Origin of the sequence: Methylorubrum sp. SL192 (assembly GCF_026672325.1) — a bacterium.
GTDB lineage: Bacteria > Pseudomonadota > Alphaproteobacteria > Rhizobiales > Beijerinckiaceae > Methylobacterium > Methylobacterium extorquens.
Window position 1 is genome coordinate 2,470,548 of the sequence record NZ_JAPPQV010000003.1, and the last position, 17,926, is coordinate 2,488,473.

General features: G+C 69.4%; 17 protein-coding genes. 5 read left to right on the forward strand and 12 right to left on the reverse strand.

The features are described 5' to 3' along the window. The first annotated feature begins 278 nt into the window (after positions 1 to 278). Together OVA30_RS12430 and OVA30_RS12435 are read left to right on the forward strand one after the other, a co-directional pair. Entirely contained in the window at positions 279 to 3,614 is a 3,336-nt protein-coding gene (locus OVA30_RS12430; RefSeq protein ID WP_268175602.1) for a tetratricopeptide repeat protein, read from the forward strand. 450 nt (positions 3,615 to 4,064) lie between these two features. Continuing rightward, complete coding sequence (locus OVA30_RS12435; protein ID WP_268175603.1) at positions 4,065 to 4,391, forward strand: hypothetical protein; 327 nt, start codon at positions 4,065 to 4,067, stop codon at positions 4,389 to 4,391. 57 nt (positions 4,392 to 4,448) lie between these two features. Here the strand turns inward: OVA30_RS12435 and OVA30_RS12440 are convergent, their stop codons facing one another. Beyond that, positions 4,449 to 5,393: an alginate O-acetyltransferase AlgX-related protein gene (locus tag OVA30_RS12440; protein WP_253396992.1), complete on the reverse strand. Its 945-nt coding sequence runs from the start codon at positions 5,391 to 5,393 to the stop codon at positions 4,449 to 4,451. A gap of 137 nt (positions 5,394 to 5,530) precedes the next feature. Between OVA30_RS12440 and OVA30_RS12445 the strand changes: the two genes are divergently transcribed. From OVA30_RS12445 to OVA30_RS12455, 3 genes are read left to right on the forward strand one after another with little or no spacing between them, the layout of a single operon-like run. Next, positions 5,531 to 6,049 (forward strand): 2'-5' RNA ligase family protein, encoded by a 519-nt coding sequence (locus OVA30_RS12445; RefSeq protein WP_268175604.1) that lies wholly within the window; start codon positions 5,531 to 5,533, stop codon positions 6,047 to 6,049. Beyond that, complete coding sequence (locus tag OVA30_RS12450; protein WP_003606750.1) at positions 6,046 to 6,849, forward strand: phosphatase PAP2 family protein; 804 nt, start codon at positions 6,046 to 6,048, stop codon at positions 6,847 to 6,849. Before OVA30_RS12445 ends, OVA30_RS12450 begins: the two co-directional genes overlap by 4 nt. A gap of 55 nt (positions 6,850 to 6,904) precedes the next feature. Then, the gene (locus OVA30_RS12455; protein ID WP_253388160.1) at positions 6,905 to 8,212 is read left to right on the forward strand and encodes a Gfo/Idh/MocA family protein; all 1,308 of its coding nucleotides are present in this window, start codon (positions 6,905 to 6,907) and stop codon (positions 8,210 to 8,212) included. A 112-nt stretch (positions 8,213 to 8,324) separates the two neighbouring features. Here OVA30_RS12455 and OVA30_RS12460 read toward each other — a convergent pair whose 3' ends face one another. The 11 genes from OVA30_RS12460 to ctaD form a co-directional block, all read right to left on the reverse strand. Then, positions 8,325 to 8,471, reverse strand: a complete 147-nt coding sequence (locus tag OVA30_RS12460) for a hypothetical protein (RefSeq protein WP_253388159.1) — start codon at positions 8,469 to 8,471, stop codon at positions 8,325 to 8,327. Between the two features lie 80 nt (positions 8,472 to 8,551). After that, complete coding sequence (locus OVA30_RS12465) at positions 8,552 to 9,847, reverse strand: M16 family metallopeptidase (RefSeq protein WP_268175606.1); 1,296 nt, start codon at positions 9,845 to 9,847, stop codon at positions 8,552 to 8,554. 221 nt (positions 9,848 to 10,068) lie between these two features. Next, positions 10,069 to 11,481 carry a threonine synthase gene (gene thrC / locus OVA30_RS12470; protein WP_268175607.1) on the reverse strand — a complete coding sequence of 471 codons (1,413 nt, stop codon included), beginning with the start codon at positions 11,479 to 11,481 and terminating at the stop codon, positions 10,069 to 10,071. 85 nt (positions 11,482 to 11,566) lie between these two features. After that, positions 11,567 to 11,980, reverse strand: a complete 414-nt coding sequence (locus tag OVA30_RS12475; protein ID WP_253396996.1) for a DUF4864 domain-containing protein — start codon at positions 11,978 to 11,980, stop codon at positions 11,567 to 11,569. A 96-nt stretch (positions 11,981 to 12,076) separates the two neighbouring features. Continuing rightward, positions 12,077 to 12,847, reverse strand: coding sequence for an SURF1 family protein (locus tag OVA30_RS12480; protein WP_268175608.1), 771 nt, complete (start codon positions 12,845 to 12,847; stop codon positions 12,077 to 12,079). Beyond that, positions 12,847 to 13,221 (reverse strand): DUF983 domain-containing protein, encoded by a 375-nt coding sequence (locus OVA30_RS12485; protein WP_004446931.1) that lies wholly within the window; start codon positions 13,219 to 13,221, stop codon positions 12,847 to 12,849. Before OVA30_RS12485 ends, OVA30_RS12480 begins: the two co-directional genes overlap by 1 nt. A 126-nt stretch (positions 13,222 to 13,347) precedes the next feature. Then, on the reverse strand, positions 13,348 to 14,205 hold the full coding sequence (locus OVA30_RS12490; protein ID WP_004446930.1) for a cytochrome c oxidase subunit 3: 858 nt from the start codon (positions 14,203 to 14,205) through the stop codon (positions 13,348 to 13,350). A gap of 146 nt (positions 14,206 to 14,351) precedes the next feature. Next, entirely contained in the window at positions 14,352 to 14,960 is a 609-nt protein-coding gene (locus tag OVA30_RS12495) for a cytochrome c oxidase assembly protein (protein ID WP_056118000.1), read from the reverse strand. 12 nt (positions 14,961 to 14,972) lie between these two features. After that, positions 14,973 to 15,137, reverse strand: coding sequence for a hypothetical protein (locus OVA30_RS12500; RefSeq protein ID WP_012254532.1), 165 nt, complete (start codon positions 15,135 to 15,137; stop codon positions 14,973 to 14,975). A gap of 8 nt (positions 15,138 to 15,145) precedes the next feature. Next, positions 15,146 to 16,099 carry a heme o synthase gene (locus OVA30_RS12505; protein ID WP_004446925.1) on the reverse strand — a complete coding sequence of 318 codons (954 nt, stop codon included), beginning with the start codon at positions 16,097 to 16,099 and terminating at the stop codon, positions 15,146 to 15,148. 165 nt (positions 16,100 to 16,264) lie between these two features. Next, positions 16,265 to 17,893 (reverse strand): cytochrome c oxidase subunit I, encoded by a 1,629-nt coding sequence (gene ctaD / locus OVA30_RS12510; RefSeq protein WP_004446924.1) that lies wholly within the window; start codon positions 17,891 to 17,893, stop codon positions 16,265 to 16,267. Between the last annotated feature and the right edge of the window lie 33 nt (positions 17,894 to 17,926).

The following is a 17,926-nucleotide window of genomic DNA, read 5'->3' on the forward strand; positions in this document are numbered from 1 at the left end:
CCGCACCGATTCGGCGGGCTCCGATCCTCGATAGTTTACATGTAAACTATCCCGTGGCGGCTTCGCAAGAGCCGGCCGGGTCGGTCCCCAGCGCGGCCCGCGCGCCACCAATCTGGCCCGTCCCGGAAAAGCGCGGCCCTTCGGTCACGCGCTTAACCAAGCATTTACCAAGAATGGAAAAGGTCGTTTCAGTCCGATCCGCAGTCCGCCGTTTCACGCCTTGCGCGAAACGATGGTCCGCCGGGCACCGGAAGCCGCCGACTTCGGATCTCCGCGAGATGAAACAGACTGCCCCGATCAGCCTCGACAGCTTCGACCCGGAGGTACTCGCGGCTGCCCGCGAGGTCGCCCGGCGAGCGGGGGTGCCGCTGGAGAGCTGGATCGCCTCGGTGGCGACACCCGACCCGTCGAAGCCGGGCCCGCGGCGGCGGCGCGCGGATGCCGTGCCCCAAGCCAGGGAGGCCGGCGCGGAGCCGGCCCGGCAGGTTGGAGGCCGGGCGCCGGAGAAGGCGCCCGCACCCGCCTCACGGAAGGACGGGCCGCAGCACAAGCGCCGGGAAGCCACTCAGGGCGCTTCGGCCGCCGAGGCTTCCGAAACGACATCGCTGGAAGCCTCGCTCGGCGCGATGATGCGGCGGCTCGACGCCCTCGACCGCTCGATCAGCGAGGAGCGCGAGGCGTCCAAGGCCGATGCCGCCCGGATGATCGACGAGATCGAGGCGCGGTTGACCACCGCCCGCCAGCCGGTCGCACCGGAAATGATCGCCGGACGCATCGCCGACATCGAACGCAAGATGGGCGAGATCGCCGGCCAGCTCGACACGCCCCGCCCGCTGGGTCGGCGCGGGCGCCCGCTCGCGACCGAGGTCCGCGATGCCGTCGCCGAGGTGCGCCGCCGCCAGCGCGAGCTGGAAGAGGGCATCGCCGAGTGGAACGCCGCCAGCGCGGGAGAATTGAAGGACGGGCCGCAGGATGGCCCGGCCGCACTTGCGGTGACGCCTGCCGAGGAAGGCTCCGGCCAGGAGCCGTCCCCGGCCATCGCCGAACTGCAACGCGAGACGAACCGGCTGCGCGACGCGCTCGGCAGCCTCGCCACCGGCCGCGACGTCAGCGAGCTGGAGCGGACCATGCAGGCCGTCGCCAGCGACCTTCAGCGGGCGCGTGCCCCGCAGGAGCTCGCCGCCATCGCCGCACCGGTCGAGCTGATGCGCCTCCAAGTGGAGCGGATCGCCGAAGACGTGGCGGACAACGTCCATGCCCGCATCGCGGGTGAGGTCGAGCGCTTGGCCGGGAAGGTCGATGCCGTCCTCTCCGGCGTCTTGTCCGGCCCCGCCGACCAGAGCGCCCTCGACGGCGTGTTCCGCGAACTCGACGAGATCCGCCGTCTCGTGGCGTCCCTGGCAGGGCCGGAGCGCATCCAGAGCCTCGCCCAGGGCGTGCAGGCGATCAGCGCCCAGATCACCCAGCTTCAGCGGGACGAGGATGCGGGCATCGCCACCCTCAAGCCGCTGCTGGAGGAGATCCGCGGCGAGCTGAAGGCGCCCGATTCCTCCCGCGAGCTTCCCGGCGCGCTTCTCGGACGTTTCGAGGCGCTCGCGCAGCGGCTCGACGGCACGGAGTCCGGCTCGGTCGGCGAGCTGATCGAGCGGCTCGAAGGCGTGGCTGAAAAAGTCGACCGCGTCAGCGCGGGCGGCAGCGGGCTCGATGCCCTGGAGCGCCACGTCCTCGCCCTGGCCAGCCGGCTCGAAGCGCCGCGCGACACCGATCCGGCCGTGGCGCGCCTCGAGCGCTCCATGGGCGACCTGCTCGCCCAGGTCACGGCCCTGCGCAACGGAACCGATCTCGAGGCCACCGTCGCGCAGGCGGTCCGCGAGGCCGTGGCGGGCTCGGCCGCCCCGCTCGCGGCCGGCGGCGGTTTCGAGCTGCTGCGGGCCGATCTCGCCGAGATGCGGGCCAACCAGAAGGGCGCGGACCAGCGCCTCCAATCGACGATGGAAGGTGTCCAGTCGGTGCTGATGCGGCTGAGTGAGCAGCTCGACCGCACCATGACCTCGTCCGCGGCCCTCACCGCCGCCGCTCCGCAGGAGCGCGCGCCCGTCGTGCTGTCCTCGGCCGAGCGCGTCTCGCACGAGCGCCCCGCCGCCCCGAAGACGGCTGCCAAGCCGTCATCCGAGCCGTCGTCCCAGAACCTTACCCGCCCGAACCGCACCGCAACCTCCGACGAGGCCGGCGGGACGGAGGCGAGCCGCCTGTCCGACGAGTTGCTGGAGCCCGGTGCCGGCCGGCCCGGATCCGGCCGCCCGGCCGCGCCGGAGGCGAGCCCCGCCGCGACCGGCGGCGCCGACATCAAGACCAGCTTCATCGCCGCCGCGCGGCGCGCGGCGCAGGCCGCGCAGGCCGAATCGGCCACCGAGGCGCCGCTGACGGCGCGGCTGCGCGACAAGGTCGCTCCGGCCCGCATGCCGGGCGCGGAGACGACGCCCCTCTCGCGGATCCGCGGTGCGCTCGACAGCCGCCGCCGCACGCTCCTGCTCGGCCTCGCGGCCGTGGTGCTGGCGCTCGGCGCCTACCAAGCCTTCGTCGCGGGCAAGGGAACTCCAACGGGAACTCCGACCGGCGACCCGGCCGCGCCGGAGGCCCGTCCGGTGGCGAGCACCGCCCCGGCGGCCTCCACCGACGCCGCCGCGAGCCGCACCGAGACCACGGCCGAGCCCGCTCAGGCGGCGGCCTCATCGGCCCCGGCTCCGTCCGAGACGTCCCCCCAGACCGGGGCATCCGCCCAGACGACGCCCGACCCGGCGACGACTCAATCCATCGCCGAGCCGAAATCCGCGCCGGCCAAGCGCGGGCTGCCCCAGGTCGCGGGCATGAGCACGCTCGGTCCCGACCTCGCCGGCCTGCCGCCGGCCCTGGCCAAGCTCAAGCAGGATGCGCTCGACGGTGACGGCGCCGCGGTCTGGGAGATCGCCTCACGCGAGGCCGAGGGCCGGGGCGTGACGCGCGACCTCGCGGTCGCCGCCAAGCTCTACGAGCGGCTCGCGAATGCCGGCTACGCGCCGGCTCAGTTCAAGGTCGGCAACGCCTACGAGAAGGGCTCGGGCGTGGTCCGGGACATCGAGAAGGCGAAGGCCTGGTACGGCCGCGCGGCGGATCAGGGCAATATCCGTGCGATGCACAACCTCGCCGTGCTGCATGCCGAGAACCCGGCGGCCAACGGCAAGGCGGATTTCGTGACCGCCGCGAACGCCTTCCGCCGGGCGGCGGAACACGGCGTGCGCGACAGCCAGTACAACCTGGCCGTGCTCTACGCCCGCGGCCTCGGCGTCGGGCAGGATCTCGTCCAGTCCTATCTCTGGTTCTCGGCCGCTGCCACGCAGGGGGACCAGGAAGCGGGCCGCAAGCGGGACGAGGTCGCCGCCAAGCTCTCGCCGAAGGATCTCACCGAAGCCAGGAACCTCGCTGGGAGCTTCAAGGCGAAGGCCGTCGATCCGGCCGCGAACGAGGCCCCGTCCCAGAAGGCCACCGCCGCAGCGGGAATGTCCCTGATGGGCGCGCCGTCGCCGGGCATGCCGATCGCCGCCTCCCCATCGGCGCAGAAGCGCTTCGGGGTCTGAGAGGCACCCAAGCCGACGACGGCCGGCATGGCATTTCGGCTTTGAAAACAGGCCGCGTTCCCGACGGGAACGCGGCTTTTCTCGTCTTCGTCTTCCGGTGATCCCCGGCAACCGCCGCCGTTGAGACGGGACGGCGGAGCGGCACACCATTTCACACGCACGGGCTGCATATCCGGCTCAACGAATGCGGCCCGATTTCGCGCGCCTCCGCCGATGAGGCGCCAGCAGCCATCGCGCCATCGGGCGCGAGCGCGTAAGGCCCGCGACACTCGCTGACACCTGTATAGTACGGGCGAGTAATGGTTTTAATCCTGGAAGATTAAAATATATTTCTACGGATTAAAATTTATCGCATTATTGTGCTTTTACACACTTTGATTGCCGGATTTGCATGTTACGTGTGCTCTTGCTTGGAAATTAAGCGGCAATTGAACACGAGAGGAGCACACAATGCTGCGCTTTGCATCATACGCATCCGTCCTCCTGCTTACGTTCGCGACCTCGGTGACGCCGGTCGCGGCGCAGTCGGCCCGGCCGAAGAAGGGAACTTGGACCGCGCTGCCGTCGCAGGTCGTACCGCCGGCTCCCTCCGCCATCGCCCATGGCGGCTTCGGCGCGCTCCCGCTCGCGGCGGGCAGCCGGTCGGGCTATTGCGACATCGTGGTGAAGCGGGGCGGCGGTAATCCGACCCAGGACATGACCGGCTCGATCGGCCACGCGAAGAGCTACCAGGCCGGCGGCGGCGGCCCGGCCCGCCAGCGGGTCTGCTCGCGGTAAGCGCTTCAATGGTTGAGCAATGGGCGGCGCTCCTCGGTTCGAGGGGCGCCGTTCGCGTCAGACCAGCGGTTCCATCTCCGCCTGACGCGCCGGCTTCTGCATTCCCGGCTTCTCGTAGGCCGCGACGTCGAAATCGTCGCTCGGGATGCGGACGAGGAAACGCTCGGCCATCTCGAACATCAGGATGTCGGGGCGCACGCGCTCGACGTAACCCCAGTCGATGCTGGACGACCAGACGAAGTGCATCTCGCGGAACGTCTCGGCGAGGAAGCTGGTCAGCATGATCGGCGCGAAATGCGCGTAGGAATCCCCGAACAGCACCAGGGTGCGCGGGTCGGCCTGGGGGGAGGGGTTCCGGTAGATGACATGGGCGCCGACATGGAGGTCGCCCGCCCGGCCCTCCGCCTCGTAGGACTCGACGAGCGGGCTCGCATAGGCGCGCGACGCATCGCGATGCACCGCCCAGTTCACCACCGTCTCCCGCGGCCGGTCGGGCAGCTTGTCGCCGAGATCCCACAACCCGTCATGGGGAAAGCGCGGCCGGTCGGCGATGTCGGGCGGCGCCACGGCGCCGCAGGCCCGCAGCAGCGCCCGGCACGCGACCAGGCATCCCTCATAGGTCCAGTGCGAATCGGTGCGGCGGTAGAGCGGCTCCGCCCCGTCGCGGGCGGCGCGCAGGGGCGCGACGAGATCGACGAAACCGCTCATCCGGTCGAGACGCCGGGCCAGCCGCCGGGCCGGCGACAGGCGCGCGTCGTAGTCGAGGTCGAGGGTGCGGTCGTCGTAGACCGAGAGCTTTTCCGGCACGATGGTGTGGACGTAGCGGATGCCGAGCGCCTGGGCGCGGGCCGCACGCGCCTCGATCAGCCGCGCCCAGCGGCGCAGATGCCACCAGCCGGCGAGCGAGCGCCGGTACTGCAGGAGCACCCCGTTGGTGCCCCCGATCAGGAACAGCCATCCGTCGCGTCCCCGGTGGATGATCTCTCTGTTCCTGCGGGTCATCGCAGCTACCTAGACGCAGCTCGACCGGCTGAACAGCGCAGCCACACCACAGCCCGCCCGCTGGATACGCGGTCCGGCCGCGCCATCTTGCTCAGACCCGCGCCGGACGCCCCGGCCTCGACCGAGAGTTCAACGCGTTGCCCGAGCCCGCCCCGCTGATCCTGACCCTGCAGATGGACGAGGCGGCCTTCGCCACCTTCAATGGTTTGCGACGGCGGCATTTTCCCGAGGCGCTGAACCACATCCCCGCCCACGCGACGCTGTTCCACCACCTGCCGGGCGAGGATCCGGCGGGCGTGACCGAGACCGTGACGGCGCTCGCCCGTGCGCAGGCCGCACCGGAGGTCGCCGTGACGGGCGTGCGCTTCACCGGGCGCGGCGTCGCCTACGCACTGGAATCGGACGCGTTGTCCGACTTCCGCCAGCGGGTCGCGGCAGCGTTCCGCGATCATCTCACGGCGCAGGACCGGCAGGGCTGGCGCCCGCACGTCACCGTGCAGAACAAGGTCGCCCCCGAGACCGCCCGCGCGCTGCATGCCGTGTTGGCCCAGGAGTTCGAGCCTTCGCACTTCCGTGCACCGGGCGTGCTGCTATGGCGTTATCTCGGCGGCCCGTGGGAGCGGGTCGCAACTATCGCATTCGGGGATGCGGCATGAGACTACCCGGTATCGCCCGCACCGGCGGGGGCGCCCTCTGGCGCGGATCGTCCGCCGTCTGGGTGCGACTGCACCTCAACGAAGTCGGGCCAATGGTGTCGCTGCTTCTCGTCAGCACCCTCGGCTACGGCTTCTTCGCGCTCGCCCGCGAGGTCGGCGAAGGATCGACCGCCGCGCTCGACCGCAAGATCCTGCTCGGGTTGCGCAACCCTGCCGACCTCTCCGACCCGCTCGGGCCGGCTTGGCTGGAGGAGGCGATGCGCGACATCACCGGATGGGGCAGCGTCGTCACCATCGTCTTCCTCACGGCGGCGGCAGTGATCTACCTCGCGCTCTCCGGCCGGCGGCGCGTCGCGGTGTTCGTGCTGGCCGCCGTCGGCGGCGGCGAAGCGGTCTCGACGGTGCTCAAGCTGTTCTACCACCGCCCCCGGCCCGACCTCGTGCCGCACGGCATGGACGTGTTTACGGCGAGCTTCCCATCAGGCCACGCGATGATGTCGGCGATCGCCTACCTCACGCTCGCGACTTTGCTCGCCCGCGTCGAGCGGCGGCACAGCGTCAAGGCGCTGATGCTGGCGCTCGGCATCGGGATGACGGTGCTGGTCGGCGTCAGCCGGGTCTATCTCGGCGTGCACTGGCCGAGCGACGTGGTGGCGGGCTGGTGCGTCGGCGCCGCCTGGGCGGCCCTGTGCTGGTTCGTCGCGCTCCAGCTCCAGCGCCGGGGTGAGGTGGAGGATCCCGATCCGACGCCGGCCTCGACCGGCCCGGGCCAGCTTAAAGGAACCTCCGCGCCGGGCTGACGCGTTCCGGCCTCGTGCTCGCAAGGCACGTGATCAGCAAGGCCGGAATCCTATCATGAGCGACGACCCTCAACTGTCCCGGCGCCTCCTGCTCGCGGGCGGTGCCGGCCTGACCGGCGCGGCCCTCGGCCTCGGCGGGGCTGCGCGGGCCGCCTCTGATGCACCGGCTCCATCGGTGCCGGCCGATACCGGCGCGGTTCAGGGCGACCGGATCGTCTTCCCGAACTGGCGCGATGCCGGCGACGTGCCGCCTCCGCCGCCGCCCGCGCCGATGCCGCCCTCACAGCGGGTCGGCTTCGCCATCGTCGGGCTCGGACGCCTGAGCCTGGAGGAAATCCTCCCGGCCTTCGGCGAGGCGAAGAAAGCGAAGGTCGTCGCGCTGATGTCGGGCTCGCCCGACAAGGCCAGGATCACGGCGGCGCAGTACGGCATCCCCGCCGACGCGATCTATGGTTACGACCAGTGGGACCGGCTCAAAGCCAACCCCGCGGTCAAGGCGGTCTACATCGTCACGCCGAACGGCCTGCACCGGGACAACGTGCTCGCCGCGGCGGGCGCCGGTAAGCACGTGCTTTGCGAGAAGCCGATGGCGAATAATTCGGCCGAGGCGCAGGAGATGGTCGAGGCTTGCCGCAAGGCCGGCGTCAAGCTGATGATCGCCTATCGCTGCCAGTACGAGCCGTTCAACCGCGAGGTCGTGCGGCTCGCCCGCTCCGGCGAGTTCGGGCGCGTGAAGATGGTCGAGGCCTTCAATGGCCAGACCACGGCGCTGCCCGAGCAGTGGCGCCTGCGCAAGGCACTCGCGGGCGGCGGGGCGCTGCCCGATATCGGCCTGTACTGCCTCAACGGGGTGCGGGCGCTGCTCGGCGAGGAGCCGGTCTCGATCCAGGCGCAGATCGTCACGCCCGAGAACGATCCGCGCTTCAAGGAGGTCGAGGAGAGCGTCGCCTTTACGCTCCGCTTTCCCTCCGGCGTGATCGCGCAATGCGGCACGAGCTACGGCGTCCACGAGAGCCGATCGCTCCGGGTCCACACGACGGGCGGCTCGCTCGATCTGGCCAACGCCTTCGCCTATCGCGGCCAGCGCCTCACCATCGCCCACCGCGAGGGCAGCCACGTCCAGCGCGACGAGCCGGTGCTGACGCACAAGAACCAGTTCGCACTCGAACTCGACCATATGGCCGAGTGCATCCTCGCCGACCGCCGTCCCCGCACGCCCGGCGAGGAAGGCCTGCAGGACATGATCCTGATGGAGGCGATTTACGCCGCCGCGCGCTCCGGCCAGCCCGTCACGGTCGGCCCGCTTGCCGGAACGGGGCAGGGGGCCGATGCGACGCGGGGCCCGGCGCTGGAGGAGAAGTAACGCCGTTTCCGGTCTTCGATTCGGTGCAGCGCGCATTCCCTCGCCCCGCTATGCGGGGAGAGGGGAGCCGCATCGATCTTGAGAGATTTCAACGCCTCTGCGGCGGCTCCGCTTAGTCCCCCCAGCGCACGAACAGCGCGATGGCGACGATGGCGAGGACGGCGAGCAGCCACGCCTCGCCCACGGTCAGCGCATAGGCGAGCAGGCCGAAAAAGCCGAGGGCGATGCCGAGCATGGTCGCGACGGCGACGGGGTTCATGGCGGGCGGTTTTTATCGCTGGGATCGGGGCCCGGCGCCGTTCGCGGCGCCGGACTTCACAACTCTGAGGTAGGGCGGCGTCAGGCCGCCTGAAGGGCCGACGCGACGCGTGCGAGCGAGGGCAAGCCCTTCACCGGGCCGATCGCGGCCAGGGTCGGGGCGCCGCGCAGCAGGGCGCAGCCGGCCGCGCGCACATGCTCGACCTCGACCGCATCGACCTTGGCGATCAGCTCCTGCGGCGGGATCACTCGACCCCAGGCGAGAAGCTGGCGGGCGTTGCGCTCGATGCGCCCGCCCGGCGTCTCCAGGGCGGTGAGCAGGGAGACCTTGAGCTGGGCCTTGGCCCGGGCGAGTTCGGCCGCGTCGAGCCGCTCCGCCGCCTCACGGGTGGTGGCGATGGTGACATCGACGAGTTCGGCCAGATCCGCGCCCGAGGTGCCGGCGCCGATGCCGAACAGGCCGCAATCGTTGAAGGGCCAGTGGAAGGCCTGGATGTCGTAGGCGAGCCCGCGGGTCTCGCGCACCTCGTGCCAGAGCCGCGAGGTCAACCCGCCGCCGAGCACCTGCGAGAACAGGTGCAGCGCGTAATAGCCGTCATCGCGGAAGGAGAGACCGGGCAGGCCGAGGACGAGGTTGGCCTGTTCGAGCCGCTTCTGCATCCGCCGCTCGCCGCCGCCGTAGACGCCGGCCACGGCCGGGGGGGCCGCGACGGGCCTCAAGCCGCCGAAATGGCGCTCGGCCGCCTCGACGATCTCGGCATGCTCCACCGCCCCGGCGGCGGCGAGCACCATGCGCTCGGGCACGTATTCGCGGGCGATATAGGCCTCGATCGCCGCGCGGTCGAAGCTCTGAATCGTCTCCGGCCGGCCCAGGATCGGCCGGCCGATCGGCTGGTCGGGAAAGGCCGTCTCGATGAAGGCGTCGTAGACGACGTCGTCGGGCGTATCCTCGACCGCCGCATATTCCTGAAGGATCACGCCCTTCTCGCGGGCGAGTTCGCCCGCGTCGAAGACCGAGCGGGTCAGGATGTCGCCGAGCACGTCGAGGGCCACGCCCGCATCCTCGCCGAGCACCCGCGCGGTGTAGCTCGTGCTCTCGGTGCTGGTGGCGGCGTTGATCTCACCGCCGACATTCTCGATGTCCTCGGCGATCTTCCGGGCCGAGCGCGTCGCCGTACCCTTGAACGCCATGTGCTCGATCAGGTGGCTGAGCCCGTGCTCGTCCGGCCGTTCGTGCCGCGAGCCCGCCCCGACCCAGACGCCGAGCGTGGCCGTGGCAACGCCGGGGATCGTCTCGGTGGCAACGGTCAGGCCGTTATCGAGCCGGCTGACGGTGAGGCCGGGCGAGGCGCCGAAGGTCGAGAAATGCTGGTTCATTCGATCTCAGTGCCTGTTCGGCCCAACTCACCACGTATTTCGGAGGTGGACAAACGGTCGGTCGATCCGGTCTCCCACCCTGATCCTCATCCTGAGGTGCGGAGCAAAGCGGAGCCTCGAAGGATCGTCCAGAGATCGCGCGGGATCTGGAGGACCCTTCGAGGCCGCTTCGCGGCACCTCAGGATGAGGGGGTTGGGTTGGATGTCACGCTGTCGGTCCGTCAGTTGCCCCGGGTGATGCGGGCGTGTTCCGTGATGTAGCGCTCGATCGCGGCCTGATCGTTGGCGAGGTTCGCCACCGTCTCGGGCCGGGTCATCAGTTCGGCGAGGTGGGGCGGCAGAACCGGGCGCCCGCCGCCGGTCGCCTGCGAGACCGCATCCGGGAATTTGGCGGGGTGCGCGGTCGCCAGCGCCACGACCGGAGTGGCCGGATCCTTCTCCAGCAGCCTGCGACCGGCCCGCACGCCGATGGCGCTGTGCGGATCGAGCACGAGGCCGGTCTTGCGGAAGGTGCCCGCGATCTCTTCCACGACCTCGGGCTCGCGCACGGCGGTCGCATCGAACTCGTCGCGCACGGTGTCCAGCACCTCGGGGCTCAGCGAGAACCCGCCCGACTGCTTCAGACCCGCCATCAGGCGGCCGAGCGCGGAGGCGTCGCGGCCCAACGCCTCGAACAGCAGCCGCTCGAAGTTCGAGGAGATCTGGATGTCCATCGAGGGCGAGGTCGTCGGCTGCACGCCGCGGGGCTCGTAGGCCCCATGCTCCAGGGTGCGGGCCAGGATGTCGTTGGCATTGGTGCCGATCATCAGCCGGTCGATCGGCAGGCCCATCCGCTTGGCGACCCAGCCGGCGAGGATGTCGCCGAAATTGCCGGTCGGTACCGCGAACGACACCTTCCGGTGCGGGGCGCCCAGAGCCACCGCGCTCGTGAAGTAGTAGACGGTCTGCGCGGCGACGCGGGCCCAGTTGATCGAGTTGACGCCGGAGAGCTTCACCCTGTCGGCGAAGTCGCCGTGCTGGAACATCGCCTTCACGATGTTCTGGCAATCGTCGAAATTGCCGTCGATGGCGAGCGCGTGAACGTTCGGCGCGTTGACCGTGGTCATCTGCCGGCGCTGCACCTCCGAGACGCGGCCGTGCGGAAACAGGATGAACACGTCGACCTGATCGAGCCCCTTGAAGGCCTCGACCGCGGCACTGCCCGTATCGCCCGAGGTGGCGCCGACGATGGTGGCACGGCCGCCCTTCTGGCGCAGCACGTAATCCATCAGCCGCCCGAGGAGCTGCATCGCCACGTCCTTGAACGCGAGCGTCGGCCCGTGAAACAGCTCCATCAGGAACAGGTTGTCGTCGATCTGGGTGAGCGGGCAGATCGCCGGATGGCGGAAGGTGGCGTAGGCCGCCTCGATCATCTCGTCGAGCGCGTCGTCCGGAATCTCGCCGTCGATGAGCGGACGCAGTACGCGCTTGGCGACCTCGGCGTAGCGCATGCCGGCAAAGCCCGCGATCTCCGCACGGCTAATCTGCGGCCAGCTCTCGGGCACGTAGAGACCGCCGTCGCGGGCAAGGCCGGCGAGCAGCGCATCGGAAAAGCTCAAGGGCGCAGCGGCGCCGCGGGTCGAGACGTGCAGCAAAGATGCCTCCGGGAAGGCGCTCCCTCTACACGATCGATTCGGCCGTGTCGAAGCGGGGCCGGATCGGTTTCTCACATCTGCGGCGTCAAACCTTCTCGCCCGGCGCCTTCTTCAAGTGACAGCCGGTGATGCGCCACTGTCCGTCGGCCTGACGCTGGAGCGTGTAGAGCGCGACCCAATCGATGCCGGCCTCGTCCTGAAGGCTCAGGCCTTGAGCCAACTCGTCCTCGCCGGACGTCTCGGTCGCCTCGAAGCGGTAGCTTCGCGGGCGCAGGACCGGGGCATAGCCCTTCGCGACCATGGCGATGAAGGTTTCGGCCGAGGGAAACAGGTTGCGGACCTGCGGCGCGGCCTCGGCATAGGCCGCCGCGGCGTCGCTTCGGCGGAAGGCCTCGATCTGCCGCTCGATGGTGGCGCGGGCGGCATCGCGGGCCGCGTCGTCGGCCTGGACCGCGGCCGATGTCAGGAAAACCAACAGAAAGACAGCGACGGCACGCATCGGGAGCCCTCCGCATCTCAGATCGCGAGGCTTGCCGCGGGGGCTGGTCGTCCCCCGCGCACGCTTACGATCGAGGCAACACGCGGGCCAACGCCGTCAACCCGCCTTCGGGTCCGCCGGATCGTAGAGCCGTTTCCACGCGAAAACGGAAAAGACGCCGATCAGGCAGGCGGCGATGCCGAACCACGTGAAGGCGTATTGCAGGTGGTTGTTCGGCAGATCGACGCGAAGCTGTCCGCCGCGGGGCCAGCCGCCGGGGTTCGGCGTCGCGTCGGCCTCGATCAGGTAGGGGGCGACGTTCGTGAGATTGCGGGCGGCGCTGATGCCGGGGATGTCGCGGGTGAACCACGCCTCCCGCTTCGGATCGGATTCCGGCACGAACAGCGTGCGGGTCTCGCTGGCGCGTAGCATGCCGGTCACCGTCGCCGCGCCCGAGACCTGACCGGCGGCGCGGTCCTCGGGGCGCTTCAACTCGGTCGGCACGAAGCCGCGGTTGATCAGGATCGTCGTCCCGTCGTCGCGCTTGAGCGGCGTGATGACGTAGAAGCCCTGAAGCGCCCGGCCGGGCTCGCCCGGCGCCAGCCCGTGCACCAGGGTCTCCTGATCGTGCAGGAAGGTGCCGCGCGTCTGCACCCGGCTGAACTCGTCGGCCTTCGCGTCCCATTCCTCGAACGGGGGAGGGGCGGCCGGCGGCTCGGCATGCGAGCGCTCGATGATGCGGGCGATCAGCGCTTCTTTCTCGCTCTTGCGAGCCAACTGCCACGTACCCAGGCTCAGCAAGATCGCGAGGCAGACCAGGGCCGCGAGGCCCGGCGCCCACAGGCTGCGCAGGCGGGCGCTTCGCTCGGTCGAGGACAAAGCGGACACTAGCGGAAGCGCCCCTGCGCGGCCTTGTTGGCGAACTGGACGGCCGCGAGCAGTCCCTTCAACGGGCGCACCAGTGCCAAGCTCAGGCCGATGGCGAGGCTGCCGGCGACGAGGGCGTGGACCCAGACCGGCGGCTCGTAGGTGATCTCCATCCACAGGGCCATGCCGACGACGACGAAGCCGGTGATCGACATCACGAAGAAGGCCGGCCCGTCCGCCGAATCGAACGCGGAGAAGTCCTGGCCGCAGACCTCGCAAGCCGGTTTGACGGCGAGGAAGCCCTTGAACAGGTGGCCCTCGCCGCAGGCGGGGCAGCGCCCGCGCAGGCCCGTCGCGATCGGGGAGGGGGGCGGATTCGTGGCGGTTCGGCTCAAGGGATGCTCCTCGCTGTCCGCCGGTATGGTGCAACGGACGGCGCGCCGCACGTGAAAAAGGGCGGCTCGCGCCGCCCTTCAGGGTTGCCGCCCGAGCAGGGCGGCGGAGGCTGTCGGCTGGACCCGTTAGTGGGCCGCGCCGCCGGCGCCCGCGCCCCAGACGTAGATGGCGGCGAACAGGAACAGCCACACCACGTCGACGAAGTGCCAGTACCAAGCGGCGAACTCGAAGCCGAGATGCTGCTTCGGGGTGAAGTCACCCTGGTAGGTGCGCAACAGGCAGACGGCGAGGAAGATCGTGCCGATGATGACGTGGGCGCCGTGGAAGCCCGTCGCCATGAAGAAGGTCGCCGAGTAGATCGAGCCCGAGAAGCCGAAATGGGCGTGGGCGTACTCGTAGGCCTGGCAGGCGGTGAACAGCACGCCGAGGATGATCGTCAGCCACAGGCCGTACTTCAGGCCCTTGCGGTCGCCGTGCAGCAGGGCGTGGTGAGCCCAGGTCACGGTGGTGCCCGAGGTGAGCAGGATCAGGGTGTTGAGGAGCGGCAGGTGCCAGGGGTCGAACGCCTCGATGCCCTTCGGCGGCCACATGCCGCCGGTGAACTCGACGCGCTGCGGCTGGATCGGGTCGGCGGTGTAGAGCGCGGCCTCGAAATAGGCCCAGAACCACGCCACGAAGAACATCACCTCGGAGGCGATGAACATGATCATGCCGTAGCGGTGATGGAGTTGGACGACGCGGGTGTGGTCGCCGGAATTCGCCTCGTGGGTGACGTCGCGCCACCACGACAGCATCGTGTAGAGCACGCCGAGCGTGCCGGCGCCGAACACGTAGGGGCCGATGGCGAGGCCGCCCGCGGAGAGACCCTTCATCCAGAAGACGGCGCCGAACGCCATCAGGAACCCGGAGAACGCGCCCAGCAGCGGCCACGGGCTCGGGTTGATGATGTGGTAGTCGTGGTTCTTGGCGTGCGCCCCGGCCATCGCAATGGTTCTCCCTCAGCCCTTGCCCGTCACCGCCTGACGGCCGGGCCCTGTTGCCTTGGAGGTCCGGCGGGACCGGACCTCGGTTGAAAACCCTCTACTGCGGCGGTCGCGCCATTGTCACGCTTGGCCCGCCGCTTCACCCCTCAAAAGTTGCGCGTCGCGGCGGGTTTGGCCGCCTCCGCCACCGGCGCCCCGTTCTTCGAAGGGTAGTAGGTGTAGGACAGCGTCATCTCCGAGAGATCGCCGATGTCCGGATCCTTGCGCAGGGCCGGATCGACGTAGAACACCAGCGGGAATTCCGCCGACTCGCCCGGTTGCAGCGTGTGCTCGTCGAAGCAGAAGCACTGCACCTTGACGAAGTAGCTGCCCATCAGATCCGGCTGCACGTTGAACACGGCGATGCCGGCGGACGGCGCCGGGCCGGTATTCGTCACCTTGAAGAACACGGTCGCGGTCTGGCCGGGCACGGCGTCGACCCGCGACTGCTCCGGCTGGAAGCGCCAGGACAGGTTCTTCGAGACGTTGGTATCGAAGCGCACCGAGACCGGAGCCAGAGCCTCGCCGGTCGGAGCGGTGGGCGCGGCGCCGACGAGCGGCGTGCCGTTGAAGCCGGTCGCCTTGCAGAACATGGAGTAGAGCGGCGCCGAGACAGCCGCGAGGCCGCCCATGCCGAGCACGACGCCCGCACAGGCGAGCACGGTCCAGCGCGTACCGCGCGCCGCCTGTTTCTGCCTCTCGCCCACATTCGTCATCGGGTCACGCCTTCAGAGCGGCCGTTGCAGGATCTGCGGTCCAAGCTTGGCGATCGTCAGCACGAAGAACAGCAGCACCAGGGCGCCGAGCGTCAGGGCAATGGCGACCGAGCGCTTGCGGCGGGTCCTGGCCTCCGCCGGCGTCAGCGGACGGATCCCTTCGGGAAGATCGGACATGGCGGGCCTCACGCTGCGACCGCGCGGAACAATCCGAGTCCCTGCTCGGCGAGCAGCGCCGAGAAGAGCAGGAACAGGTAGAGGATCGAGAAGGCGAACAGGCCCATCGCCGCCTTGCGCTCGGGCTCGCCCTCACGCAGCCGGTAGACCTGCACCGCGCCCGCCAGCATGCCGAGCCCGCCGAGCACGCCGACGACGGCGTAGAGCCAGCCGCCGAAGCCGAGCCAGACCGGCAGGAGGGCCAGCGGCGCGAGGACCAGCGAATACCAGATGATCTGGCGACGGGTGGAATCCGGGCCGGCGACGTTCGGCATCATCGGGATGCCGGCGCGGGCGTACTCGCCGCTCTTCACGAGCGCCAGCGCCCAGAAATGCGGCGGCGTCCAGATGAAGATGATCGCGAACAGCACCAGCGACTCGATGCCGACATGACCGGTCACAGCGGCCTGACCCACCACCGGGGGGAGGGCGCCGGCGGCGCCGCCGATGACGATGTTCTGCGCGGTCGCCCGCTTCAGCCACATCGAGTAGATCACGGCGTAGAACACGATGGTGAAGGCGAGCAGCCCGGCCGCGAGCCAGTTCGAGGCCAGCCCGAGGATCAGCACCGACCCGACCGACAGGACGATGCCGAAGGCCAGCGCCTCGTCGGGGCGGATGCGCCCGTCCGGGATCGGCCGCTTGGCGGTGCGGGTCATCAGCGCGTCGATATCGGCGTCCCACCACATGTTGAGGCAGCCCGAGGCGCCCGCGCCGACGGCGATCATCAGGAGCGAGATTGCCGCGATCACCGGGTTCACGGTGGCGTCCGAGACCACCATGCCGACGAGCGCGGTGAAGATGACGAGCACCATCACCCGCGGCTTCAGCAGGGCGAAGAAGTCGGAAACCTCGCCCCCCGCGGCGGGGGAGAACGACGTGGTGCCGGTGTCGGCACTCAGGCTGTTCGACAGGCTCGTCATGGAAACCGTGCTCTGACGCTTGTTCTGATGTTTTCGTAGGTCTTCGGATCGCGCCGTTCGGGGCGCCGCCCTTTGCGGGAGGCCTCGCCTTAGCGGTGAGAGGCCTCCGGGAAAGAGCGAGGACCGCCGGGGCGGTCCTCGCGATCTTCGGTTTTCGTTCCGCCCTTAGTGGGCCGGCTCGTCGACGATCTTCGGGAGCGTCTCGAACTGGTGGAAGGGCGGGGGCGAGGAGAGGGTCCATTCCAGGGTGGTGGCACCCTCGCCCCACGGATTGTCCGCGGCGCGGGTCTTGGAGCGGAAGGCCAGCACGATGCCGATCACGAAGACGATCATGCTGAGGGCGAAGACGTGACCGCCCAGGGTCGCGACCTTGTGCCAGCCCGCGAAGGCCTCGGGATAGTCGGCGTAGCGACGCGGCATGCCGGCCAGACCCAGGAAGTGCATCGGGAAGAACAGGACGTTCGCGCCGATGAAGGCCAGCCAGAAGTGCAGCTTTCCTGCCCATTCCGGGATGACGTGGCCGGTCATCTTCGGGAACCAGTAGTAGATACCGGCGAAGATGATGAACACGGCACCGAGCGAGAGCACGTAGTGGAAGTGCGCCACGACGTAGTAGGTGTCGTGCAGGTACTTATCGACCGAGGAGTTCGCGAGCACGACGCCGGTGACGCCGCCGACCGTGAACAGGAAGATGAAGCCCACCGCCCAGTGCATCGCCGCGGTGAAGCGGATCGAACCGCCCCACATCGTCGCGATCCAGGAGAAGATCTTCACGCCGGTCGGCACCGCGATCACCATGGTCGCGAAGACGAAGTAGGACTGCGTCTGAAGCGACAGGCCGACGGTGTACATGTGGTGGGCCCACACGACGAAGCCGACGACGCCGATGGCGACCATGGCGTAGGCCATGGCGAGGTAGCCGAAGACGGGCTTGCGCGAGAAGGTGGCGATGATGTGCGAGACGATGCCGAAGGCCGGCAGGATCATCACGTACACTTCGGGGTGACCGAAGAACCAGAACAGGTGCTGGTAGAGCACCGGATCGCCGCCGCCCTCGGGGGCGAAGAAGGTGGTGCCGAAGTTACGGTCGGTGAGCAGCATCGTGATCGCACCGGCGAGAACCGGGAGCGACAGGAGCAGCAGGAAGGCGGTGACGAGCTCGGCCCAGGCGAAGAGCGGCATCTTGTGCAGCGTCATGCCGGGGGCGCGCATGTTGAGGATGGTGGTGATGAAGTTGATCGCGCCGAGGATCGAGCCCGCACCGGCGAGGTGGAGCGAGAAGATCGCGAAATCGACCGCCGGGCCGGGATGGCCGGCCGAGGAGGAGAGCGGCGGGTAGACGGTCCAGCCGGTGCCCGCACCGGTCGCACCGGGCGAACCCTCGACGAACAGCGAGCAGAGGAGGCAGGCGAAGCCCGACACCGTCAGCCAGAACGAGACGTTGTTCATCCGCGGGAAGGCCATGTCCGGCGCGCCGATCATCAGCGGGACGAACCAGTTGCCAAAGCCGCCGATGAGGGCGGGCATCACCATGAAGAACACCATGATGAGGCCGTGGCCGGTGACGAACACGTTGTAGGTCGCCGGATTGGAGAAGTACTGGAGCCCCGGCTCCTCCATCTCCATGCGGATGCCGAACGACAGGAACGCACCGATGATGCCCGCCATGAAGGCGAAGATCAGGTAGAGCGTGCCGATGTCCTTGTGGTTCGTCGAGAGGAACCAGCGGGAGAAGAAGGAGGGCTTATGGTCGTGGTGGGCGTCATGCCCGGCATGTGCTGTGGCGGTGGCCATCGATCCTTGCCTTAATCAGATGTCTGTCGCCTC